The sequence below is a fragment of the Pseudonocardia yuanmonensis genome (assembly GCF_039542425.1).
Lineage (GTDB): Bacteria > Actinomycetota > Actinomycetes > Mycobacteriales > Pseudonocardiaceae > Pseudonocardia > Pseudonocardia yuanmonensis.
The window spans coordinates 40,244-62,947 of record NZ_BAABIC010000019.1 but is presented as its reverse complement, the minus strand read 5'-3'; the positions used below and the strand labels follow the sequence as shown (position 1 = coordinate 62,947).

The 22,704-nt window shown below is 74.3% G+C and carries 24 protein-coding genes; 12 read left to right on the top strand and 12 right to left on the bottom strand.

What is annotated here, in order from left to right:
- Positions 1-73: 73 nt before the first annotated feature.
- Positions 74-592, bottom strand: coding sequence for a tRNA adenosine deaminase-associated protein (locus ABD990_RS24745; RefSeq protein ID WP_345383136.1), 519 nt, complete (start codon positions 590-592; stop codon positions 74-76).
- Positions 593-671: 79 nt separating this feature from the next.
- On the opposite strand from ABD990_RS24745, the gene ABD990_RS24740 reads away from it, so the two are divergent.
- Genes ABD990_RS24740 through ABD990_RS24730 form a run of 3 tightly spaced genes read left to right on the top strand, consistent with a single transcriptional unit; the run spans position 672 to position 4,223 of the window.
- Positions 672-1,877, top strand: a complete 1,206-nt coding sequence (locus ABD990_RS24740) for a M20 metallopeptidase family protein (RefSeq protein ID WP_345383135.1) — start codon at positions 672-674, stop codon at positions 1,875-1,877.
- A 34-nt stretch (positions 1,878-1,911) separates the two neighbouring features.
- Positions 1,912-3,225 carry an amidase gene (locus ABD990_RS24735; RefSeq protein ID WP_345383134.1) on the top strand — a complete coding sequence of 438 codons (1,314 nt, stop codon included), beginning with the start codon at positions 1,912-1,914 and terminating at the stop codon, positions 3,223-3,225.
- A gap of 56 nt (positions 3,226-3,281) precedes the next feature.
- Positions 3,282-4,223, top strand: a complete 942-nt coding sequence (locus ABD990_RS24730) for a prephenate dehydrogenase (protein ID WP_345383133.1) — start codon at positions 3,282-3,284, stop codon at positions 4,221-4,223.
- A 15-nt stretch (positions 4,224-4,238) separates the two neighbouring features.
- Here ABD990_RS24730 and ABD990_RS24725 read toward each other — a convergent pair whose 3' ends face one another.
- The 3 genes from ABD990_RS24725 to ligD all read right to left on the bottom strand — a co-directional run bounded on the left by ABD990_RS24725 (position 4,239) and on the right by ligD (position 6,433).
- Entirely contained in the window at positions 4,239-4,628 is a 390-nt protein-coding gene (locus tag ABD990_RS24725; RefSeq protein WP_345383132.1) for a VOC family protein, read from the bottom strand.
- Between the two features lie 35 nt (positions 4,629-4,663).
- Positions 4,664-5,269: a putative glycolipid-binding domain-containing protein gene (locus tag ABD990_RS24720; RefSeq protein ID WP_345383131.1), complete on the bottom strand. Its 606-nt coding sequence runs from the start codon at positions 5,267-5,269 to the stop codon at positions 4,664-4,666.
- Between the two features lie 249 nt (positions 5,270-5,518).
- The gene (gene ligD, locus ABD990_RS24715; RefSeq protein WP_345383195.1) at positions 5,519-6,433 is read right to left on the bottom strand and encodes a non-homologous end-joining DNA ligase; all 915 of its coding nucleotides are present in this window, start codon (positions 6,431-6,433) and stop codon (positions 5,519-5,521) included.
- 73 nt (positions 6,434-6,506) lie between these two features.
- On the opposite strand from ligD, the gene ku reads away from it, so the two are divergent.
- Positions 6,507-7,457 (top strand): non-homologous end joining protein Ku, encoded by a 951-nt coding sequence (ku, locus tag ABD990_RS24710; RefSeq protein WP_345383130.1) that lies wholly within the window; start codon positions 6,507-6,509, stop codon positions 7,455-7,457.
- A 70-nt stretch (positions 7,458-7,527) separates the two neighbouring features.
- On the opposite strand, the gene ABD990_RS24705 is transcribed toward ku, so the two are convergent.
- Both ABD990_RS24705 and ABD990_RS24700 read right to left on the bottom strand, forming a co-directional pair.
- A complete protein-coding gene (locus ABD990_RS24705; RefSeq protein ID WP_345383129.1) occupies positions 7,528-8,556 on the bottom strand; it encodes an LCP family protein in 1,029 nt (342 codons plus the stop codon).
- 437 nt (positions 8,557-8,993) lie between these two features.
- Positions 8,994-9,512: a VOC family protein gene (locus ABD990_RS24700; RefSeq protein ID WP_345383128.1), complete on the bottom strand. Its 519-nt coding sequence runs from the start codon at positions 9,510-9,512 to the stop codon at positions 8,994-8,996.
- A gap of 104 nt (positions 9,513-9,616) precedes the next feature.
- On the opposite strand from ABD990_RS24700, the gene ABD990_RS24695 reads away from it, so the two are divergent.
- Positions 9,617-10,405, top strand: a complete 789-nt coding sequence (locus tag ABD990_RS24695) for a nucleoside phosphorylase (protein WP_345383127.1) — start codon at positions 9,617-9,619, stop codon at positions 10,403-10,405.
- Between the two features lie 32 nt (positions 10,406-10,437).
- Here ABD990_RS24695 and ABD990_RS24690 read toward each other — a convergent pair whose 3' ends face one another.
- Entirely contained in the window at positions 10,438-11,424 is a 987-nt protein-coding gene (locus ABD990_RS24690; RefSeq protein ID WP_345383126.1) for a TIGR03617 family F420-dependent LLM class oxidoreductase, read from the bottom strand.
- A 76-nt stretch (positions 11,425-11,500) separates the two neighbouring features.
- On the bottom strand, positions 11,501-12,967 hold the full coding sequence (locus tag ABD990_RS24685; RefSeq protein ID WP_345383125.1) for a SulP family inorganic anion transporter: 1,467 nt from the start codon (positions 12,965-12,967) through the stop codon (positions 11,501-11,503).
- Positions 12,968-13,225: 258 nt separating this feature from the next.
- Here ABD990_RS24685 and ABD990_RS24680 point away from each other — a divergent pair, with 258 nt between their 5' ends.
- The 3 genes from ABD990_RS24680 to ABD990_RS24670 all read left to right on the top strand — a co-directional run bounded on the left by ABD990_RS24680 (position 13,226) and on the right by ABD990_RS24670 (position 16,347).
- Positions 13,226-14,353 carry an NDMA-dependent alcohol dehydrogenase gene (locus ABD990_RS24680; protein WP_345383124.1) on the top strand — a complete coding sequence of 376 codons (1,128 nt, stop codon included), beginning with the start codon at positions 13,226-13,228 and terminating at the stop codon, positions 14,351-14,353.
- Between the two features lie 84 nt (positions 14,354-14,437).
- On the top strand, positions 14,438-16,000 hold the full coding sequence (locus ABD990_RS24675) for a long-chain-fatty-acid--CoA ligase (RefSeq protein WP_345383123.1): 1,563 nt from the start codon (positions 14,438-14,440) through the stop codon (positions 15,998-16,000).
- Between the two features lie 29 nt (positions 16,001-16,029).
- Entirely contained in the window at positions 16,030-16,347 is a 318-nt protein-coding gene (locus ABD990_RS24670) for a putative quinol monooxygenase (RefSeq protein WP_345383122.1), read from the top strand.
- Between the two features lie 2 nt (positions 16,348-16,349).
- On the opposite strand, the gene ABD990_RS24665 is transcribed toward ABD990_RS24670, so the two are convergent.
- On the bottom strand, positions 16,350-16,979 hold the full coding sequence (locus ABD990_RS24665; RefSeq protein ID WP_345383121.1) for a DUF937 domain-containing protein: 630 nt from the start codon (positions 16,977-16,979) through the stop codon (positions 16,350-16,352).
- 99 nt (positions 16,980-17,078) lie between these two features.
- On the opposite strand from ABD990_RS24665, the gene ABD990_RS24660 reads away from it, so the two are divergent.
- The gene (locus ABD990_RS24660) at positions 17,079-18,104 is read left to right on the top strand and encodes an LLM class F420-dependent oxidoreductase (RefSeq protein WP_345383120.1); all 1,026 of its coding nucleotides are present in this window, start codon (positions 17,079-17,081) and stop codon (positions 18,102-18,104) included.
- Between the two features lie 81 nt (positions 18,105-18,185).
- Here ABD990_RS24660 and ABD990_RS24655 read toward each other — a convergent pair whose 3' ends face one another.
- Positions 18,186-18,719 carry a pyridoxamine 5'-phosphate oxidase family protein gene (locus ABD990_RS24655; RefSeq protein WP_345383119.1) on the bottom strand — a complete coding sequence of 178 codons (534 nt, stop codon included), beginning with the start codon at positions 18,717-18,719 and terminating at the stop codon, positions 18,186-18,188.
- Positions 18,720-18,802: 83 nt separating this feature from the next.
- Between ABD990_RS24655 and ABD990_RS24650 the strand changes: the two genes are divergently transcribed.
- Positions 18,803-19,270 carry a DnaJ family domain-containing protein gene (locus ABD990_RS24650; protein WP_345383118.1) on the top strand — a complete coding sequence of 156 codons (468 nt, stop codon included), beginning with the start codon at positions 18,803-18,805 and terminating at the stop codon, positions 19,268-19,270.
- 38 nt (positions 19,271-19,308) lie between these two features.
- The gene (locus tag ABD990_RS24645) at positions 19,309-20,268 is read left to right on the top strand and encodes an LLM class F420-dependent oxidoreductase (protein WP_345383117.1); all 960 of its coding nucleotides are present in this window, start codon (positions 19,309-19,311) and stop codon (positions 20,266-20,268) included.
- Position 20,269: 1 nt separating this feature from the next.
- Here ABD990_RS24645 and ABD990_RS24640 read toward each other — a convergent pair whose 3' ends face one another.
- A complete protein-coding gene (locus ABD990_RS24640) occupies positions 20,270-20,839 on the bottom strand; it encodes a TetR/AcrR family transcriptional regulator (RefSeq protein ID WP_345383116.1) in 570 nt (189 codons plus the stop codon).
- Positions 20,840-20,991: 152 nt separating this feature from the next.
- On the opposite strand from ABD990_RS24640, the gene ABD990_RS24635 reads away from it, so the two are divergent.
- Entirely contained in the window at positions 20,992-21,948 is a 957-nt protein-coding gene (locus ABD990_RS24635) for an SDR family NAD(P)-dependent oxidoreductase (protein ID WP_345383115.1), read from the top strand.
- A 58-nt stretch (positions 21,949-22,006) separates the two neighbouring features.
- On the opposite strand, the gene ABD990_RS24630 is transcribed toward ABD990_RS24635, so the two are convergent.
- Entirely contained in the window at positions 22,007-22,690 is a 684-nt protein-coding gene (locus ABD990_RS24630) for a GntR family transcriptional regulator (protein WP_345383114.1), read from the bottom strand.
- Between the last annotated feature and the right edge of the window lie 14 nt (positions 22,691-22,704).

Here is a 22,704-nt window from a genome sequence, read left to right as displayed (position 1 = left end):
ATCGTGCCCGGTCGGCGCCGATGTTCGCTCCGCAAGCTCCGCTCGGCGCCGATGTTCGCTCCGCAAGCTCCGCTCAGCTGCCGACGAGCTTCGCCAGCTCCTCGCCGAAGCCGCAACGACGGCCGATCACGGCCAGCTGCTCGTCCGGGTACAGCTCGAAGTCGCCGGCGAGCACGTTCAGCTCCTCGGCCGGCAGCCCGAGATCGGCGAGGATGGCGAGGTCGCCCTCGGGCCACGGGTCGTCGTCGAGCGCGTCCTCGTCCGGGGGGAGCTCCACCCGCAGCAGGTCCAGCACGTCCGCCGCGACGTCGTAGTCCAGCGCCGCCGCGGCGTCGGACACCATCAGGGACACCCCGCCCGGGACGGGCCGGAGGAGGACGAAGAACTCGTCGTCGACGTCGAGCAGCCCGACGACCGCGCCGGTGGACCGCAGCCCGCGCAGCTCGGTGATCGCGGCGTCGAGATCGACCAGGGCGTCGGGATCCAGGCGCACGCACCGCCACCGTCCCTCCTCCCGGATCGCGGCGACCGCGAACCCGGGCAGCGAGGAACCACGTGCCTCCGTGGGCGCCTCCACCGTCTGCACCGGCATGCGGACCACGGTAGGCGCGATCCGGCTGTGTCACAAACCACAATTCGGGTGGACGTCGCCGCGGTGCCAGGATCGGGGAGTGCCCGACCTCGCGACCGCCCCCGCCACCCTCCTGGGCGCCGCCCGGTCGCTGCAGCCGCGTGCCGTCGCGCTGCGCCGGGCCCTGCACCGCCGACCCGAGGTGGGCCTGGACCTGCCGCACACCCGGGACGCCCTGCTCGCCGACCTGGCCGACCTCCCGCTGCGCCTGCACCTCGGCCGGGAGCTGAGCTCGGTCGTCGGGGTGCTGGAGGGGGCCCGGCCCGGCCGCACCGTGCTGCTCCGCGCGGACATGGACGCCCTGCCGCTGCGGGAGGACGTCCCGGTCCCCTTTCGCTCCGAGGTCGAGGGCGTGATGCACGCCTGCGGCCACGACCTGCACGTCGCGATGCTGGCCGCGGCCGCGCGGCTGCTGTGCGAGCGGCGCGACCAGCTCGCCGGGCGGGTGGTGCTGATGTTCCAGCCGGGCGAGGAGGGCTTCCACGGTGCCCGTCAGATGATCGACGAGGGGCTGCTGGAGCGCCGCGGACCAGGCGGCCGGCCGGACGCCGCCTACGCCTTGCACGTCAGCGCCACGATGCCGAGCGGCGAGGTGCACACCCGACCGGGACCGATCATGGCGGCGGCGGACGTCGTGCGGGTCACGGTGACCGGCCGCGGCGGGCACGCGTCGGCCCCGCACCACGCCGTGGATCCCGTGCCGGCCGCGGCGGCGATGGTCGGCGCCCTGCAGACCATGATCACCCGAAAGGTGGACACCCACGACCCCGCGGTGCTGACCGTGAGCCGGATCAGCGCCGGAACCACCGACAACGTCATCCCGGAGACCGCGGAGCTCGAGGGCACGCTCCGGACGATGTCCGAGAGCGTGCGGCGGGCGGTGCGGGCCGAGATCGAGCGCGTCTGCACGCACACCGCCCTCGCGCACGACTGCACCGCACGGGTCGAGATCGAGCCGGGCTACCCGGTGACCGTCAACGACCCGGCCGCCACCGCCCGGTTGTCCGACGTCGCACGCCGGCTGCTCGGCGACGCCCGCGTCGGCACCCTGCCCACGCCGATCATGGGCGCCGAGGACTTCGCCTACGTGCTGGGCCGGGTGCCCGGCGCGCTGGCGTTCCTGGGGGCCTGCCCGCCCGGCGTCCCGCCGCACGAGACCCCGCCCAACCACTCCAACCGGGTCCGGTTCGACGAGTCCGTGCTGCCCGCGGGCGCCGCCCTCTACGCGGCGCTGGCCCTGCTCTGACGGACCGGCCCTGACGGGATGGCAGGCTGGGTCGGTGACCAGCCTGCGCGATCTCTCCCTGGCCCTGCGCTCCGGCGAGCTCTCGCCCGTGGAGCACGTCCGGGACGTCCTGGACCGGCTCGCCGCCGACGAGCACGCGGCCGTCGTCACCCTCGACGCCGAGCGCGCGCTGGCCACCGCCGAGGAGCGCGGCGCGGAGCTGGCCCGGCACGAGTGGCGCGGCCCGCTGCACGGGGTCGCGGTCGGCGTCAAGGACCTGTTCGACGTCGTCGGGCTGCCCACGCGGGCGGGCTCGGCGGTGCTCGCCGACGCCCCCGCCGCGACCACCGAGGGCCCGGTCGTGGCGCGGCTGCGCGAGGCGGGCGCGGTGATCGTCGGGAAGCTGGCCACGCACGAGTTCGCCTACGGCCCGACCGGCGACGTCTCGGCCACCGGCCCCGTCCGCAACCCGCACGACCCGACCCGGATCACCGGCGGGTCGTCGTCCGGCTCGGCGGCGGTGGTCGCCGCCGGACACCTGCCGGTCGCGCTCGGCACGGACACCGGGGCGAGTGTGCGGACGCCCGCCGCGCTGTGCGGGGTGGTCGGGCTCAAGCCCGTGTACGGCACACTCTCGATCGACGGCGTGTTCCCGCTGGCCGAGACCCTGGACACGGTCGGGATCCTGGCCGCGGACACACACTCGGCCTCCGTCGCGTGGGACGTCCTCTCGCGGCCGGGCGGCACGGGCGGCGGCATCCAGCCGCCCGGGATCCGCGGCGCGCACGTCGGGGTGCTGGTCGACGACTACTGGCAGGCCGCCGACCCTGTGCTGGCCGAGGCCGTGCGCGAGTCCGTGCGGCTGCTGGAGAAGGCGGGCGCCGAGATCGTCGAGATCCGGACGCCGTTCATCGGCGAGCTGGCCGCGTCGTACGCCGAGATCGTCGGCGCCGAGGCCTACGCGACGCACCGGGACTGGCTCGCGACCCGGCGGTCGGACTACCAGCCCGAGACCGTCGAGCGGCTGGAGATGGTCGCGGACCGGCCCGCGCACGCGTACGTGGCGGCGCAGCGGACCCGCAGGCGGCTCACCACCGAGTTCCGGGCCGCGGTCGCGGACATGGACGTGCTGGTCAGCGCCACGACCCGGCTCCGCGCCACCCCGATCGGCGAGCGGACGGTCGACGGCGTGTCCGTGCGCTCGGCGATGCTCGCGCTGACCAGCCCGTTCAACCTCACGAAGTGGCCGTCGGTGTCGGTGCCCGCGCCGGTCCCGCCGGGTGAGCTGCCCGGGGGTGTGCAGATCACCGGGGTCCGGCTCGAGGAGCGGGGCATCCTGCGGGTGGCGCGGGCGCTGGAGCGGGACTGAGAGCCCGCGGGGACTGCGGGGCCCGGCGGCCCGGGGGTCGGCTAGCCTGCTCGCCCATGCGAGCGGTGTGCGTGGTGGGGACCGGGCTGATCGGCGGGTCGCTGCTGCGCGCGGTGACGGACGCGGGCCGGGAGTGCTGGGGCGTCGCCGCCTCCGACGGCACCGCGCAGGCCGCCCGCGCCGACGGCTTCGACGTGACCACCGATCTCGACGCCGCCCTCCGCCGGGCCGGCGAGGCCGACGCGCTGGTGGTGGTCGCGGTGCCGCTGCCCGCGGTCGAGGGCGTGCTGAGGCGGGTCGACGCGGTGGCGCCGACGGTCCGGCTGACCGACGCCGTGAGCGTCAAGGTCGCCGTGGCCGACGCCGTCGCCACCTTCGCCCCGCGGGCCCGGTACGTCGGCGGGCACCCGATGGCCGGCACGGCCGAGTCCGGCTGGGCCGCGGGGGGCGGGGAGCTGTTCCGCGGGGCCGCATGGGTGGTGAGCGCCGACGACGGCGCGGACCTCGACGTGTGGCGGGACGTCGCCGAGCTGGCGTGGGCCTGCGGCTCGCGGGTCGTGCCGGCGGCGTCGGACGAGCACGACCTCGCCGTCGCCCGGATCTCCCACCTCCCGCACCTGTTCGCCGCCGTGCTGGCGACGGTCGGCGCCGGCGAGCCGGACGACGACCTGGCCCTCGCCCTCTCCGCGGGCTCCTTCGCCGACGGCACCCGGGTCGCCGGCACCCGTCCCGAACTGACCCTGGCCATGTGCGAGGGCAACCGGTCGGCGCTGCTCGCCGCGGTCGACGAGGCCCTCGGCCGGCTCGGCGTGATGCGCGGGGCACTGGCCTCGACCGGCGGGCTCAAGGCCACCGTCGAGTCCGGGTACCTCGCGCGGCAGCGGTGGGCCTCGACGCGCGAGCCGCTGGCCCTGGACGTCTCGCTCGACGGGCCCGACGCCCTCGCCGAGCTGCGCGAGCTCGGCCGCCGGGGAGACGTGGTCGGCGGCTGGAAGTAACCGGACGCCCCCGCCTCAGCCCTCCCAGGTGTGGTGCACGGCCTCGACGTTGTTGCCGTCCGGGTCGCGCAGGAACACCGCGTAGTACCCCGGGTGGTACTCCGGCCAGACCCGTGGTGCGTGCAGCACCTCGGCGCCCGCCTCCTGCGCGGCCTCGTGCACCGCGTCGACGCACTCGCGGGACGGCGCGGCGAGCGCGAGGTGCACCGGCCGGTTCTCCCCGCCCTCGACGAGCGGGCCCAGCCAGAGATCCGGCGCGCCCTCCGGCCCCGCCAGCCCGACGACCGGTCCCTCGTCCTGCGGGAAGCGCATGGCCTCGCGCAGCCCAACCGGACCGAAGACGCGCAGGTAGTAGGCGGCCGCGGCCTCGACGTCGGCGCACTGCAGCCCCAGATGGTCCAACATGGGCGCAGGGTAGCGCCGACCACCGACGGAAACGGTCAGCCCTGCGTGGCCGGCTCCGCCCGCTCGTTCGACACCAGTGCGGCGAGCCCCGGGTACGACAGCACGAACCCGTCCGCGTCGACCTCGAGCTCGACCCGGGTCTCGGCCCAGGAGAACTCGACCACCGCCGGCGAGTTCCCCTCGGCGACCCGGACCGTCCGGTAGCGCTGCCTCGTGGTGGTCACTTCCAGGTGCGGCAGCGAGACGAAGACCAACGGGAGCTCGGCGTCGATGCGCTCGCGGTGCGCGTTCAGGCGGCGGATCGGCAGGGCGTTGAACAGCGGGCTGAAGGCCAGGCCCACGTCGGCGCCGTCGTAGTCGCGGCGTGCGCTGCCCGACCCGTCGTCGAAGAGCCAGAAGCCCTCGGTCCGGCTGATCGTCAGGTGCTTCTCCGACCCGGTCGTGGCCGAGCTGACCGAGAGCCGGCCGAGCGTGCCGTCCTCGCGGACGACCAGGCTGTACGACGCCGTGAAGTCGCCCTCCGGGTCCGGCCGGACGATCCGGCCGTGCGCGCGGAACCCGGCGGGCTCGGGTCCGAAGTGCACGCGGGTGCCCTCGAGGCCCGGGCGGCCGTCGGCCTGCCAGGTGAGCATTGTCGTCATCGACACCACCGTAGGGAGCGGGGACGGACGTCCTCGCGGGGACGCCCGTCGTCGGGCGGGTGAGCTACGGGGAGGGCGGCTGGGCCCGGTCCCCGGTCGGTGCGGCGGGGAGGGACCTCGGCCGTCCGTCGTGTCCGGTCGGTGCCCGGCCCGCCGGTTCGTGCGTCTCCACGGTGGGTGCCCCCTTCTCGACCATCGCCCTCCGCGTCATCCAACACCTCCGTGGCGCGGGTTTCCAGACGTGTCGCATCAGCCCTCCCGTCGCACGTCGGCGGGATCGACGTCGGCGCGGACCCCGCGGAACGCCGGCTGGCGCAGCCGCCCGTCCGAGGTCCAGCCGTGGTGCGCCACCTCGACCGCGACGACCGGCTCGCACCAGTGCGCCCCGGCGGCCTCGGCGCGGGGCGGCCGGCCGCGGAAGGGCGGCGCGTCCGTCTCCAGGTCCGGGACCAGCTCGCCGAGCACGCGCTGCACCGCCGCCCCGGCCAGGGCCACGCCGACCCGGCCCGCGTAGACCAGGTCGCCGCCGTCCGGCACCCCGAGCAGCAGCGCCGCGATCCGGGTCCCGGACCGCTCGGGCCGCCAGCCGCCGACCAGACAGGTCTGGGTGTGCCGGTGGGTCACCTTCACCCAGGCGGGGCTGCGCCGCCCCGGCCGGTACTCCGACTCCCGGCGCTTGGCGAGGATGCCCTCCATCCCGCGCCGCCCCGTCGCCTCGAACAGCGCGCGGCCGTCCGTGTAGAGCGGCGAGAGCTGCAGCGCCGGGACCGCGGAGGTGGTGAGGCGCTCGAGGGTGGCCCGGCGCTCGTGCAACGGCCGCTCCAGCAGCGGGACGCCGTAGAGCCGCAGCACGTCGAACACCATGAACGTGACGGGCCGGGCCAGGGCGCGGGCGCGCGTCACCGGCCGGTGCACCCGGTCGGCCAGCGCGGCGAAGCTCGGGACGCCCTCCTCGAGCAGGACGACCTCGCCGTCGAGCACGAGGTCCGGGGCGATCGCGGTCAGCCCGGACAGCTCCGGGAAGGTCGCGGTGACGTCCTGACCGGCCCGCGTGACCAGGTGAACCTCACCGTCGGTGACCTCCGCGAGCAGCCGCATGCCGTCCCACTTCACCTCGTAGACCCATTCCGGCCCCGTCGGGAGCGGTCCGGGAGTGGCGAGCATGGGCTGCACACCGTCATGCTGTCACCCGACGGGCCGTCACGGACGGCAACCGGTGCGGAAGGGACGGGCCTCGATGCGCGCGATGTGGAGCGGCGCGGTGTCCTTCGGACTGGTCAGTGTGCCGATCAAGCTGTACTCGGCCACGACCAACCACGACATCCGCTTCCACCAGGTGCACGGCGCCGACGGCGGCCGCATCCGGTACAAGCGGACCTGCACGGTGTGCGGCGAGGTCGTGGAGTACGCGGACATCGTCAAGGGCTACGAGACCGAGGACGGCGAGCTCATCACGCTCGACGAGGCGGACCTCGACTCGCTCCCGGTGGCGAGCGGGCACGAGATCGACGTGATCGAGTTCGTGCCGGCGGACCAGATCGACCCGCTGCTGTTCGACAAGAGCTACTACCTCGAGCCGGAGACCAAGGCGGCGAAGCCCTACGCGCTGCTGCGCGAGGCGCTGGCCGAGACCGACCGGATGGCGATCGTGCGGTTCGCCCTGCGGCAGCGGGAGAGCCTGGCGCTGCTGCGGGTGCGGGACAAGACGATCGTGCTGCAGACGATGCTGTGGCCGGACGAGGTGCGCGAGCCGGACTTCGACGTCCTCGAGCAGGACATCGAGCTGCGGCCGCAGGAGAAGCAGATGGCCGCGTCGCTGATCGAGAGCATGGGCGCGGACTTCGACCCGGCGGAGTTCCACGACGAGTACCGGGACGCCGTCGTCGACCTGATCGAGTCGAAGAAGGAGCACGGCGACACCAAGCCCGCCCCGGTCGAGCAGAAGCGCGAGGACGAGGGCGACTCGATGACGGACCTGCTCTCGGCGTTGCAGGCCAGCGTCGAGGCCGCGCGGGGTTCGTCCGGGAAGAAGGCCGCGACGAGGGCCGGCGCGGAGCCGCAGGAGACCGAGGAGCCGGAGGAGAAGCCGGCCCGCGCCCGCAAGACGGGCACCCGCCGCAAGAAGGCCGACGAGGGCGAGGACGGCGCCGAGAAGAAGACCACGACCCGCAAGCGCCGCACCGCCTGACCCGTGGGTGCGTACTGCCGCTGGAGGGGCAGTACGCACTCACGAGCGCAGGGGACCTGCGGGGACGCGGTCAGGGGCCGAGCGAGCTCTGCGCCGGCGTCTGGTCCTTCTGCAGCGAGCCGAACAGGGCGCCGGCCCGGGTCTTGTCCCACCGCACCACCGACTGCCCGCCGATCGTCGGCGTGCTGCCGACCGGTGCCGTGGTCGCGATGCCGCCGTTGGTGACCCCGCGCATCGCCAGGCCGAGCTGGGCGACGTTCCAGATGTGGTCGTCGTCGTCGACGGTCACCAGGCCCGTCATCGCGTCGGCCAGCGGGACCACGCGGAACGGGTTGACCAGCGTCCCGACGCTCGTCGCCTTGGCGATCAGGGCGGAGAGGAACTCGCGCTGCCGCTGGACGCGGTCGAAGTCCGAGCCCGCCGTCGCGCGGGTGCGGACGTACCCCAGCGCGGTCTGCCCGTCGAGCTCCTGGCAGCCGGCCTGGATGTCCAGCGCCGCCTTCGGGTCCTTGATCGCCTTCGGGACGCACAGGTCGACGCCGCCCACCGCGTCGACGGCGTCGACGAACCCGCCGAACCCGATCTCCGCGTAATGGTCGATGTGGAGGCCGGTGGCGGCCTCGACCGAGCTGATCAGCAGCGGTGCCCCGCCGAAGGCGTAGGCGGCGTTGAGCTTGTTCGAGCCGTGCCCCGGGATCGGCACGTAGGAGTCGCGCGGGAGGCTGACCAGCACCGAGCCCGAGCTGCCGGAGTGCAGCAGCATGATCGTGTCCGTGCGCTGGCCGGCGGCGTCGCCGGTGCCGAGCCGCTCCTCGTCCTCGGCGGAGAGGTCGGCGCGGCTGTCCGAGCCGACGATGAGCCAGTTCGTGCCGGACGACTCGGCGGTGCTGTCCGCGGGCAGCGCCGCAACCCGGTTCAGGTTCTGGTCCAGGTAGACGCCCCAGCCGAGCAGCGCGACGAGGACCAGCGCGAGTGCGATCTTGATGCGTCTCCCCCGGTGTCCGGGACGGCGGGTCCGGGGCTGCCTCGGAGGCTTCGGCGGCCGGGTCCGGACGGGCGGGCGGTACGTCTCCGGTGCAGGTGCCCCGGACGGCATCATCCGGGTGCTCTGCGGCGGCGGACCCTGCCGCGGAGGTGGCCCCGTCGGCCGTCCGCCGGGGGGCATCGGACGGCCCCGGGGCGGCGGCCCGGGTCGGCGCTGCGGCTGGGCGGTCCAGCCCGGCCCGCCGCCGCGCCGCGGTGGCGGGGCGCGCGGGCCGGGCGGCGGCCCGGCCGGGCCGCGTCGATCACCGTTCATCCGTCCCTGCACCGTCCCGTCGGTGTCGAGGCTCGCTCCGCAAGCTCCGCTCGAGGCGATGCTCGCTGCGCAAGCTCCGCTCGGCGAGTCGCCGGTCCGCTCCTGACGCGGACCACGGTAGCGAGGGGCCGTACCGGTCCCTCACCCCTGGGACGCGCGGGAGCGGCCGAGGTTGCGCGACGGTCCCGGACCCGCGCCGGTCGGTGCCGGCGGCGGGCCGGAAGGATCATCGGGCGGGTCTACTTCAGGAGCTCCTCGCCCTCGAACTTCCCGAGCTCCTCCCGGTAGAACTCCAGCCCGACGCCGTTGGGGTCCCGGATGTAGAGGCTGTTCTCGACGCCGCGGTCCGGGCCGAGGTAGTCGATGCCGGCCTCGTCGAGGCGGGCCTTCGCCCTGTCGAACTCCTCCGCCGAGGTGGACAGCGCGAGGTGCTGCACGGCGCCGATCGTCTCGGTGAACTCCGGGTGGTCGTGGCCCGGGAAGTCGAAGAAGCCCAGCAGGTTGCCGTGACCGATGTCGAAGAAGAAGTGGCTGGAGCCGCGGTAGTCGCGGTTCTCCACGAGCTCGACGAGCGGGAAGCCCAGCAGGTCCTGGTAGAACCGGATGGTCTCCTCGACGTCCTTGCAGATCAGTGCGAGGTGGTGGACACCCTGCACGGTGGTCGGCTTCCGGTCGGCGGGCGCCTGCAGGTACTTCTCGCGCAGGGCGGCGCGTCGGGCGCGGACGGCCTCGAGCTCGGCTCCCTCGGGCTGCGGCATCGGAATCCCCTCTCCGTCGGTGGTGCCCCGTCCAACGATTGTTGAGCGTGCAACATTCCGTCCCTGCTTCGGGAAACGGTAGCGCCGCGCGGCATGATCGGCCCGTGGATGCGCTGCCCCTTTCCGAGGACGACCTGGCCGATCCGGGGGTCCTCGAGCCACACCGCGTCGTGCCGCGCCGGCTGCGGCTGCCCGAGGCCGCGGTGCTGTGCTTCTTCCCCGAGGTCGTGGCCGCGGTGCCCGCGGTCCGGACGGTGCACCTGACCTCCGAGCTCGGGCCGTGGCCGGTGCACGAGATCGAGCGGGACGGGCGGCGGCTGGCGGTGATCCAACCCGGCGTGGGCGCGCCGCTCTCGGCGATCTTCCTCGAGGAGCTGATCGCGCTCGGCGTACGGGCGGCGGTGGCCGTCGGCGGAGCGGGCTCGCTCGTGCCGGAGCTGACCGTCGGCCACGCGGTCGTGGTCGACAGCGCCCTGCGGGACGAGGGCACCTCCTTCCACTACCTGCCCGCCGCCCGGGTCGTCGAGGCCGATCCCGCGGGCGTCGCGGCGCTGACCGCCACGCTCGACACGGCCGACGTCCCGTACGTCACCGCCCGCGCCTGGACCACGGACGGCGTGTTCCGCGAGACGCGGGGTCGGGTCGCCCGGCGCGTTGCCGAGGGCTGTGCGGTGGTGGACATGGAGGCGTCGGCGTTGATCGCCGTCGCCAGGTACCGCGGCATCCGGCTCGCCCACCTGCTCTTCGCCGGGGACTCCCTCGCGGGCGACGAGTGGGAGCACCGGGGCTGGACGACCGCCGCCGAGATCCGCGCCGCCCTCTTCGAGCTGGCCGCCGATGCGGCCGTGCGCCTCGACGTCCAGGACGTTCCCGCAGCTCACCGAGGATCGTGAGGGGAAAGTGCCGTTCTGGGGGCAGTTGCCGCTCACGGGGTGCGCAGGGCCTCCACCAGGCCGGCGAAGCGGGCGGGGCCGGAGGTGTCGCCCGGGCGGTTGAAGCGGACCCGATGGGCGAGTGAGCCGTAGCGGCGGCGGAGGGCGGCGGCGACCTCCTGCTCCGTGCCGACCGAGCACATGCTCTCCAGGATCTCGTCGGTGACGAGCGGGACCATCTCGTCCCACCTCCCGCGCTTGGACAGCGTGTTGAGGTCGGTCTGCAGGTCGCCCCAGCCGTGCAGCTCCAGCACCGGGCGGTAGGCGGGTGTCGAGCCGTAGAAGGAGATCTGCCGGCGGACGGCCTCGACGTCGGCCTCGTCGAGCGCGACGAACGCCGACAGTGCGATCTCCAACGGCGCCATGCCCTCACCGCGGTGGGCCTCGACCTCGGGCAGGATCACCTCCCGCAGGTACCTCTCGGTGAGGAACGGGTGGGTGAACAGCCCGTCGGCCACCTGCGCGGTCGCCCGGAGCATGTGCGGCCCCACGGCGGCGAGGAACACCTTCGGCGGCCCGTACGGGTTCTCCGGCGGCACGAAGTTCGGCGTCATCAGCGTGTGGTCGTAGAACTCGCTGCGGTGGTGCAGCCGCTCGCCGGTGTCCCAGGCGTGCCAGATCGCCCGCAGCGCCAGCACGAAGTCCTTCATCCGCGCGGCGGGCTTCGACCAGGGCATGGAGAACCGCCGCTGGACGTGCGGGCGGATCTGGCTGCCGAGGCCCAGCACGAACCGGCCGCGGGAGAAGCGCTGCAGGTCCACGGCCTGGTACGCGACGGTCATCGGTGTCCGGGCGAAGGCGATCGCGACGGACGAGCCCAGCTCCAGCCGGGTGGTGTGCTCCGCGCCGACGGCGATCGGCAGGAACGCGTCGGCCCGGTTCTCGCTGTTCCACGCGCCGTGGAAGCCGATCTCCTCGGCCACCCGGGCGTCCTCCGCCACGTGCTCGAGGCCGTCCCGCAGCCGGGCGTCGATCTTCACGGGCCCCGACTCTGCCCCGCGGCCGGCCCGCGGGTCAACGCCGCCCCTGCCCACCCGCGCGTCGGGCCGCAGGCGCTCAGGTGGCGGCACCCAGCCGCCCCGCCAGCGCCTCGTGCCGGCGCGCGCTGTCGGCGTTCATCCCGGTGATCGTCACCTCGGTCCCGCGGGCCGCGTACTTCTGCACGACGGCGTCGAGCGCGGCCACCGTGGAGGCGTCCCAGACGTGGGCGCCGGACAGGTCGATCGTCACGTCCGCGGGATCGTCGGCGTAGGCGAAGCGGAGCACGAGGTCGTTGCTGGAGGCGAAGAACAGCTGGCCGCGGACCCGGTAGACGGCGCGCTCCCCCTCGACCTGGCGGTCGACCTCGACCAGCCGCGCCACCCGCCGGACGAAGAGCAGCGCGGCGACCACGATCCCCACGCCGACCCCGTAGGCGAGGTTGTGCGTGGCGACGGTGACCACCACGGTCGAGAGCATCACCGCGGTCTCGCTGCGCGGCATGCGGCGCAGCGTGCGGAGGCTGTGCCAGTCGAACGTCCCGACCGCCACCATGATCATGACGCCGGCGAGGGCGGCCATCGGGATCCGCGCGACGACCGGGCCGAGGACCACGCACAGCACCAGCAGGAACGCCCCGGCGAGGAAGGTGGACAGCCGGGTGCGCGCACCGGCCCGGACGTTGACCATCGTCTGGCCGATCATCGCGCAGCCGCCCATCCCGCCGAAGATCCCGGTGACGACGTTGGCCACGCCCTGGCCCCACGACTCGCGGCGGGCGTCCGAGCGGGTGTCGGTGATCTCGTCGACCAGGCGCGCGGTCATCAGCGACTCGAGCAGTCCGACGAGCGCCATGCCGACCGCGTACGGGGCGATGATCCGCAGCGTCTCCCAGGTCACCGGCACGTCCGGCAGGCCGGGCACCGGGAGCGTCGACGGCAGGGCACCCTGGTCGCCGACCGTCGGCACCGAGATGCCGGCGCCGACCGTCACCGCGGTGAGCACGACGATCGCCACGAGCGGCGCCGGCACCGCCGTGGTGATCCGGGGCAGCACGACCATGATCACCAGGCCGGCGGCCAGCAGCGGGTAGACGGCCCACGGCACACCCCACACCTGCGGGAACTGGGCCGCGGCGACGAGGATCGCGAGCGCGTTGACGAAGCCGACCATCACGCTGCGGGGCAGGAAGCGCATCAGCTTCGCCACCCCGAGGAGCCCGAACACCACCTGCAGGACGCCGGCCAGGAGCACGGCGGCCACCAGGTGGGGCAGTCCGTGGTCACGGACCAGCGGTGCCACCACCAGGGCGACCGCGCCGGTGGCGGCGGAGATCATCGCCGGCCGGCCGCCGACCACGGCGATCGTCACGGCCATGGTGAAGGAGGCGAACAACCCGACCCGGGGGTCGACGCCGGCGATGATCGAGAAGGCGATCGCCTCCGGGATCAGCGCGAGCGCGACCACCAGGCCGGACAGCACCTCGGTGCGCAGGACGGCCGGCTTCCTCAGGGCGGACGGGGTGGACGGGGCAGGACGGGACACGGGCGGCCTTCACGGTCGTCGCCGGGCAGCGGTCGGCGACGGTGCGGAGGCTGCGGCGGGGAGTACGGGGAGCGCGCGGACGGCGCAGGGGTGACGCTAGGGGCGCTGCGGGCGTTGCGGGCGAACCGCTGTGACCGATCCGACGCCTCCCCCGCGTCCGTCCGGCCCTGAACGATCGATAAGAAGACCCTTGAGTGTGACGTCGCCGTCATGTGAGACTCGCGCGGTCGTCCGAGACCCCCAGCGTCGGAGGAAAGCGTGAAGACCAAGGGTGCCCTGCTGTACGAGCCGAACACCGACTGGGAGGTCGAGGAGATCGAGATCGGCGACCCGGTCGCCGGCGAGGTGCACGTCCGGCTGGCCGCGACCGGCCTCTGCCACTCCGACGAACACGTGCGGACCGGGGGAAACACCGTGCCCGTGTACCCCGTGCTCGGCGGGCACGAGGGCGCCGGCGTGGTCACCAAGGTGGGCCCCGGCGTCGTCGGACTGGAGGAGGGCGACCACGTCGTCCTCGGCTTCATCCCCGCCTGCGGCGTCTGCAAGCCCTGTTCCAAGGGCATGCAGAACCTCTGCGACCAGGGCGCGAACCTGCTCACGGGCAAGGCGATCGCCGACGACACCTTCCGGATCACGGCGTCGGGCAACCCCGTCTCGCCGATGTGCCTGCTCGGGACGTTCTCGCCGTACGTCTGCGTGAACCAGTCGTCGGTCATCAAGATCGAGAAGGACGTCGACCTGGCCACCGCGGCCCTGCTCGGCTGCGGCGTGTCCACCGGCTGGGGCTCCACCGCCTCGATCGGCGGGACCAAGGCGGGCGACGTCGTGGTGGTCGTCGGCGTGGGCGGCGTCGGGATCAACGCGGTGCAGGGCGCCGCGGCGGCCGGCGCGCGCATGGTCGTCGCGGTCGACCCGGTGGCCTACAAGCGCGAGTGGGCCCAGGAGTTCGGCGCCACCCACACCTTCTCGTCGATGTCCGAGGCGCTCGAGCCGCTGCGCGACCTCACCTGGGGCACCATGGCCGACACCGTGGCGCTCACCGTCGGCGAGCTCGAGGGCGACATGATCCAGCCGGCGCTGGACCTCACCGCCAAGGGCGGCCAGGTCGTCGTCACGGCGATCGCGGACATGCAGCAGATCGACGCCAAGGTCGGGCTCTTCGAGCTGGCCCTGCTGCAGAAGCGGATCCAGGGCGCGATCTTCGGCGGCATCAGCCCGCGCACCCAGATCCCGCGGCTGCTCGACGAGTACCGCGCCGGCCGGCTCAAGCTCGACGAGCTCGTCACCCGCACCTACAGCCTGGAGGAGATCAACCAGGGCTACCAGGACATGCGCGACGGGAAGAACCTGCGCGGAGTCGTCCGCTACACCGAGGCCGACTGGTAGGCCCCGGTCAGGCACGCTCTCCTCCGGCGGCGGGCGCTCCCGCCGCCGGAGGACGACCCACGTCCAGGCGACCTCAGGAGAACGATGACGTCCCCGCGACTGCCCGGCAGCGGCCTGCACTGGATCGCGCAGATCGACCGGCACGCCCACCAGACGCCCGACCGCGCCGCCCTGGTCTTCCGCGGCGAGCGGATCACCTGGACGCGGCTGCGGTCGCGGGTGCGGGCGCTGGCCGGGGCGTTGGCCGAGCAGGGGGTCCGCGAGGGCGACCGGGTGGCGGTGCTGATGAGCAACCGCCCGGAGTTCCTCGAGGCGGTGCTGGCCGCGAACGCCCTGCGCGCCATCGCGGTGCCGGTGAACTTCCGGCTCTCGGCCGAGGAGGTCGCCTTCATCCTGGAGGACAGCGGCTCCGTCGCGCTGGCCGTCGACGCAGACCTCGCCCCGCTCGCCGCGCAGGTCCGCGGCACGCTCGCGGGCCCCGGCGTCGTGCTGGTCACCGGCACCGACCCGGCCGAGGCCGGCCCCGGCTCGTTGTCCCTGGACGAGCTGGCCGGCGGACCCGAGCGTCCGCTGCCCGAGGTCGCGATCGACGAGCACGACCCCGCGCTGATCATGTACACGTCCGGCACCACCGGGCGGCCCAAGGGCGCGGTCCTGTCCCACCTCAACCTGTCGGTGCAGACCCAGACACTGATCCGCTACTGGCGGCTGTACCGGGACGACGAGGTCAACCTCTGCGCCTCGCCGATGTTCCACATCGCCGCGATCGGCGGGATCGCGCCGCTCATCGCGACCGGCGGCACCACGGTGATCCTGCCCAGTGGCCAGTTCGACCCCGACGCGCTGCTCGACGTCCTGGAGCGCGAGCGGGTCACGCACGTCTTCCTGGTCCCGGCGCAGTGGCAGGCCGTGGTCGGCGTGCCCGAGGCCGGCAAGCGTGCCGGCCACCTGCGGGTCATGTGCTGGGGCGCGGCCCCGGCGTCGGTCACCCTGCTGGAGCGGATGGCCGAGACCTTCCCCGGCGTGCCCAACGTGTGCACCTTCGGCCAGACCGAGATGTCGCCGGTCACCACGGTGTTGGAGGGCGAGGACGCGATCCGCAAGATCGGGTCGGTCGGCAGGCCCGTGCCCGCGGTGTCCATCCGGATCGTCGACGACGAGATGAACGACGTCCCGCAGGGCGCCGTCGGCGAGATCGTCTACCGCGGCCCTAACCTGATGCAGGGCTACTGGAACCTGCCCGAGGCCACGGAGGAGTCCTTCGCCGGTGGCTGGTTCCACTCCGGCGACCTGGTGCGGGAGGACGAGGAGGGCTTCCTCTACGTCGTCGACCGCAAGAAGGACATGATCATCTCCGGCGGGGAGAACATCTACTGCGCCGAGGTGGAGAACGTCCTGGCCGGGCACCCGTCCGTGGCCGACGTCGCCGTGGTCGCCGCGCCGCACGAGAAGTGGGGCGAGACGCCGGTCGCGGTGGTCGTGCCGACGGACCCGGCCGCCCCGCCGACGCTCGACGACCTCACCGAGTGGTGCCGCACCCGGCTCGCCTCCTACAAGAAGCCCACCCGGCTGCTCGTGCTCGACGCGCTGCCGCGCAACGCCTCGGGGAAGGTGCTCAAGCCGGTGCTGCGCCAGACCGTGCGCTGAGTGCCGGACGGGTGTCCGACCAGCGCCCGATGAGTTCGGCGTCCGGCGGCGGTCGGCAGGACATGCTGATCGTCGCCGGACACCTCGTCGTCGACCCCGCCGAGCGGGACGCCTACGTCGCCGGGTGCGCGCAGGTGGTGGAGCTCGCCCGGGCGGCCGAGGGCTGCCTGGACTTCGCCATCACCGCCGACGTGCTCGACGCCGGGCGCATCAACGTCTACGAGCGCTGGACCGCGGAGGAGCCGCTGCTCGCCTTCCGCGGCAGCGGCCCGCCCGAGGGCCAGCAGGCGCAGATCCTCGACGCGGACGTGAAGCGCTACACGATCTCCGAGGTCGGCGACCCGTAGGACTACTTCCGGCCGCCGCCGAGCAGGCCGCCGAGGAGGTCGCCCAGGCCGCCGCCGAGAATCCCGCCCTGCCCGGACCGGCCTCCCGCGCCGCCGAGGATCCCGCCGAGCAGGTCCCCGAGCCCGCCGCCCGAGCCGGCGCCGGAGCCGGGCAGCCCACCCGTGCCCCCGGAGCCGCCGGTCAGCTTCTTGGCCAGGTAGGACATCACGATCGGGGCCAGGATCGGCAGCAGCTTCGCGATCAGGCCGGAGCCGTCCTGCCCGCCGAGCGCACCCTGCGCACCCGGGGCCGCGGCCGCTCCGCCACCTCCGCCGAGCGGTCCGATCCCGCCGAGCTGGTTGACCACGAGCGGGCGCTGCTCGCCGAACACGTGCCCGACGATCCGGTCGCCGTCCGCGGTGTCGACCTGCCCGAGGTCCACCCCGCCGTCGATCAGGCCGGAGTCGTGCTGCTGCACGGCCTGCGCGAGGGAGGCGGCCCGGGCCGGGTCCTCCGCGTTGGCCTGCATGCCGCCGAGCAGGGCGGGCAGCGCCTGGCGGGCGGCGTGTTCCGCGGTGGCCTCGTCGACGCCCAGGCGGGCGGCGAGGTCTCCGAGCGGAACCTGGGCGAGGATCTCGTCGACCGGACTCATGCGGCGGAGACTAGCGCCGACCGGCCCGGCCGCGCCCTCCTCGGACGGGGTCGGTGACCAGGCCCCGGGTAGGTTCGCCTCGAGACACGAGGAGGCGTCATGCGGCTGGGGTTCCACATCGGCTACTGGTCCTCGGGCCCGCCGCCCGGCGCCCAGGAGGCCGTGCTGGCCGCCGAGCGGCTCGGTTACGAGTCGGTGTGGTCGGCCGAGGCGTACGGCTCGGACTGCCTCACCCCGCTGGCCTGGTGGGGCGCCGCGACCAGCCGCATCACGCTGGGCACCAACATCCTGCAGATGTCGGCCCGCACGCCGACCGCCGCCGCGATGGCCGCACTGACCATGGACCACCTCTCGGGTGGCCGGTTCGTCCTGGGCCTGGGCGCGTCGGGCCCGCAGGTGGTGGAGGGCTGGTACGGGCAGCGCTACCCGCGGCCGCTGGCCCGCACCCGCGAGTACATCGCGATCGTGCGGAAGGTCCTGGCCCGCGAGGAGCCCGTGTCCTTCGACGGCGAGTTCTACCGGCTCCCGGTCGACGGCGGCGCCGGGCTGGGCAAGCCGCTGCGCTCCACCGTGCACCCGATCCGCGCGGACCTGCCCATCTACCTCGCCGCCGAGGGCCCTAAGAACGTCGCGCTCGCCGCCGAGATCGCCGACGGCTGGCTGCCGCTGTTCTTCTCCCCCAGGACGGACGCCTTCTACCGCGAGGCCCTCGCCGAGGGCTTCGCCCGCCCCGGTGCCCGCCGCACCCCCGAGGACTTCCGGGTGCAGGCCTCCCTGCCGGTGATCGTCGATGCGGACGTGGAGCGCGCCGCCGACCACGTCCGTCCCTTCCTCGCCCTCTACGTCGGCGGCATGGGCGCCAAGGACGCCAACTTCCACAACCAGGTCTTCGTGCGCATGGGCTGGGAGGCCGAGTGCGCCCGGATCCAGGAGCTGTACCTGGAGGGCCGGAAGAAGGAGGCGGTCGCCGCGGTGCCCACCGCGATGGTCGAGGACGTCGCGCTGGTCGGGCCGAGGGACAAGATCCGCGCCGAGCTCGCCGCCTGGGAGGAGACGGTCGTCGACACGATCCTCGTCCAGGGGGACTCCCGGGGCCTCGAGGCCGTGGCCGACGCGTTCTCCTGAGCTGCGCGAGCGGCGCGTTCGTTCAGTAGGTGTGAGCGAGAGCGCCGTTCACCGGGGTCGGAAGCGGGGTCGGAAGCGGGGTCAGAAGCGGTAGCGGGTCTGCCCGTAGGTGCCCTTGGCGAAGGCCCACACGGTCTCGGGGGCGACGGCGAAGACCAGCGCCGGGCCGCCGTCGCCGATGAACGTGCCGTCCTCGGCGACGTCGAAGTGCCACTCCTGGCCGTACTTCGCCACGTAGGCGGCGGCGACGGCCTGCAGCCGAGCGGCGTCCGTGACGCGCAGGGCCTCGCCCTCGACCACGACGTCGAGCCCGCGGTCCAGGTCGTTGCACCCGGTCGTCACCACGCAGCCGGCGGTCTGCGCGAGGTTGCGCGCCTTGCGCTCCCCGGCGCCGGTGCAGAAGTGCAGCGCCTCCTCGTGCCACACCGCGATCAGGGGCGTGACGTGCGGGCGCCGGCCGCCGGGGCGGACCGTCGAGACCCAGTAGAGCGGCGCATCGGCGAGCCGGGCCCGCGTGGTGCCCCACGGCGCGGGCTGCGCGGCGGGTTCGCTGTAGCGGCCGTCGAACTCGGTCACGGGCTCGAGCGTGCGGGTCGTGCGGGGCGTGCGGGTCATGGCCGACCTCCGGGTCTCGTCGCAGGACCGACCGGCCGCGCGCCCGGAACTCATCGCCTACCGTGGTCCCGGGGGTGGTTCCCGTGCGCTACGAGTCCGCCGTCGAGAAGGCCATCCGCGAGGCCGTGGAGCGCGGCGAGTTCGACGACCTGCCCGGCAAGGGCAGGCCGCTGCCGAACCTGACCGACGCGGACGAGAACTGGTGGATCAGGGGCTATCTGCGGCGCGAGGGCGTCCCGTCCGACGCGCTGCTGCCCACCCCCGTCCAGCTGCGCAAGGAGGTCGAGCGGCTCCCGGAGACCGTCCGCGACCTGCCGACCGAGCAGGCCGTGCGCGATCTCGTCGCCGACCTCAACGCCCGCATCGTCGCCTACCTGCGCGCCCCCGACGGTCCCCGGTTGCCGCTGCGCCGGGCCGATCCCGAGGACGTCGTCGAGACCTGGCGGGTCCACCGCGAGGCGCGGACGGAGGCGCTGCGCCGGGCCCGCGCGCAGGAGCCGCCGGCGCCGTCCCGCCGGCGGTGGTGGCGCCGGAGGGCAGCGCCGAACTAGCGTCCTCGGAAGATCACCGTCGCTCGTGGAGGTATCCCGTGCCCGATCGCTGGGGCATCACCCTGCCGTTCTCCGGTCTCCCGCTCCGCGAGCAACGCGCCGTGATCGAACGGCTCCCCGACCTCGGCTACACGGACGCCTGGAGTGCCGAGGCGGACCGCACGGACGCGTTCACCCCGCTGGTGCTGGCCGCGCAGTGGGCGCCCGCCCTGCGGCTGGGCACCGCGATCGTCCCGGCCTTCACCCGCGGCCCCGCGCTGCTGGCCCAGTCCGCGGCGACCCTCGCCAACCTGGCGCCCGGCCGTTTCGCGCTGGGCATCGGCAGCTCGTCGGACGTGATCGTGGAGGGCTGGAACGGCATCCCCTTCACCGAGCCCTACGCCCGGGTGCGGGACACCCTGCGGTTCCTCCGGGCGGCGTTCGCCGGCGAGCGGGTGGCGGAGGACTGGGCCTCGTTCTCGATCCGCGGGTTCCGGCTGGGCGAGGTGCCCGAGCAGGTGCCGCCCGTGCTGGTCGCGGCCCTGCGGCCCGGGATGCTCCGGCTCGCCGGCCGGGAGGGCGACGGGGCGATCGTCAACTGGCTCACCGCCGACGACGTCCGGGCCGTCGCCCCGCACGTACGCGAGTACGGCAAGCCCGACGCGGAGATCGTGGCCCGGATCTTCGTGCTGCCCGACGTCGAGCCGGACGAAGCCCGCGCGATCGGCCGCCGGCTCGCCGCCGCGTACCTGAACGTGCCGGTGTACCGGGCGTTCCACCAGTGGCTGGGCCGCACCGAGCTCGGCCCGATGTGGAAGCTGTGGGCGGACGGGGACCGGCGCGGCGCGTTGGAGGCGATCCCGGACGACGTGGTCGACCGGCTGGTCCTGCACGGTCCCGCCGCCGCGGTGCGCGAGCAGGTGGAGTCCTACGTGAACGCGGGGGTGACCACGCCGGTGCTGGCCCCGCTGGGCGGCGGGGACCCGGCCGCGACCGTCGAGGCCCTGGCTCCCCGGTAGCTCAGTCCCGGGGACGCAGCCCGTCCATCACCAGGTCGAGCAACCGCCCGGCCTGGTCGCGCTGCTCGGGGGCACCCGCCGAGAGCGTGATCCCGGACAGCGCGGCGATCACGTCCCCGGGGTCGACGTCCGCGCGCAGGGTGCCCTCCTTCGCGCCGGCCTCGAGGAAGCTCCCGACGGCCTCGCGCATCCGGGCCTTCGTCTCGGCGTACGGGTTGCCGCCGGTCGCGACGATCGCCCGCAGGGTGTCCGCCATCCCGCGCTTGGCCGTCATGTAGTCGACGAAGCGGTCCATCCAGGTGCGCATCGCGCGGTCCGGCGGCTCGGCCTCGAGCAGGCCGGGCACGGCGTCGCACAGCCGGGCCACCTCGCTGCGGTAGGCGGCCTCGACCAGCGCCTCCCGCGTGGGGAAGTGCCGGTACAGGGTGCCGATCCCGACGCCCGCCGCCTTCGCGATGCCCTCCAGCGAGACGTCCCGCCCGGGCTGGGAGAAGGCCTCGACGGCCACCTGCAGCAACCGCTCGCGGTTGCGCCGCGCGTCCGCGCGCAGCGGCCGTCCCGACTCCCCCACGACGCCGCCTCCTGACGTGACCCGCGTCACACTTCTGAACCAAACGGAACAGCCTCCGGTTGGTCCGGGGTTCGGACCGGAGGCAGCTCCGGTTGCACTCTACGCGCCCGGGCATCCGTGCCGGGCGCGCCACGACCGCGGAAGGGGTTCCCATGACCACCACGTTCACCCCCTCGATCTCCCGCCCCTTCACCGGCCCGTTCGGGGCCGACACCACCGCCACCGAGGTCGTCGCCGGCCTGGACCTGGGCGGCCGCCGCGCCGTGATCACCGGCGGGGCCTCCGGCATCGGCCTGGAGACCGCCCGTGCCCTCGCCTCCGCGGGTGCCTGCGTGACCCTCGCCGTCCGCGACCTCGACGCAGGCGTCGCCACCGCCGCCGAGATCACCCGCACCACCGGCAACGAGCTGGTGTCCGTCGCCCGGCTCGACCTCACCGACCGCACGTCCATCCGGGCCTTCGTGGCCAACTGGGACGGCCCGCTGCACATGCTGGTCCTCAACGCCGGGGTCATGGCCGCGCCGCTGACCCGGACCGCGGAGCGGTGGGAGCTGCAGTTCGCGACCAACCACCTCGGGCACTTCGCCCTGGCCACCGGCCTGTTCCCGGCGCTCGTCGCCGCGGACGGGGCGCGGGTGGTGTCGGTGAGCTCGGCGGCGCACCTGCGGTCGCCGATCGTGTTCGACGACGTCCACTACCACGGCCGCGCCTACGACCCGTGGACCGCGTACGGACAGTCCAAGACCGCGAACGTGCTCTTCGCGGTGCAGGCCAACCGGCAGTGGGGCGGCGACGGGATCCACGTCAACGCGCTGAGCCCGGGCGGGATCCGCACCGGCCTGCAGCGGCACCTCGGCGCCGCGGACCTCGCCTCACTCGAGGAGCGGGGCGCCGCGACGGGCTGGAAGACGCCGGAGCAAGGGGCCGCGACCTCCGTGCTGCTCGCCGCGTCGCCGCTGGTGGAGGGCATCGGCGGGCGGTACTTCGAGGACTGCGTCGAGGCCGGGCCGCACGTGCCGGGCACCTATCGGGGCGTGGCGGACCACGCCGTGGACCCGGAGTCCGCCGAGCGGCTGTGGGACGTCTCGACGGCGACCCTCAGGGCGTGACGGTCGGCCCACGGTCGGGTCCGCCCCGGCCGCCGACCGTCGCCCCGCGAGCTGCGCCTCAGGCGCCGAAGACGCCCACCCGGTCCAGGTGGGCCCGCAGCAGCTCCCCGATGTGCAGCATGTGGTCGCGCATGGCCGCCCGCGCCGCCTCCGCGTCCCGGGCGGCCAGCGCCGCGAGCACCGGGCCGTGGTCGCGGACGGAGGCCTCGACCCAGCCGTCGACCCGGCCGTAGTGGCTGCGCGGCAGGTACTTCAGCGACATGGTGAGCTGGGTCTGCAGCCGCGCCGAGAGGCCCGGCCGGTTGATCGCCGAGTGGATCTCGTGGTTGGTCCGGAAGACCTCGTCCGGGTCGCCCTGCCGCGCGGCGTCGGCCAGCACCGCCTGCAGCTCGTGCAGCCGGGTCACCTCGGCGTCGGGGAGCAGGTCCACGGCCCGCGCCGCCAGCTCGCCCTCGATGAAGGCGGCGACGGCGAACATGTCCACGACGTCCCGCTCGGTCAGCGGCACCACCCGGAACCCGCGCCGGGGCTCCCAGCGCACCGCGCCCTCGCTGTGCAGCACCATCAGCGCCTCGCGCACCGGGGTGGCGCTCACCCCGAGGCGCTCGGCGAGCTGCTCGGTGCGCAGGTAGTCCGCCCCGCGGAGCTCCCCGGACATGATCGCCTCGCGGACGACCATCGCGACGTGCTCGGACAGCTGGCGCCGCTCCGTCCCCACCGGGACGCCGCCCGCGATCGCCATCGGGGCAGCCTAAC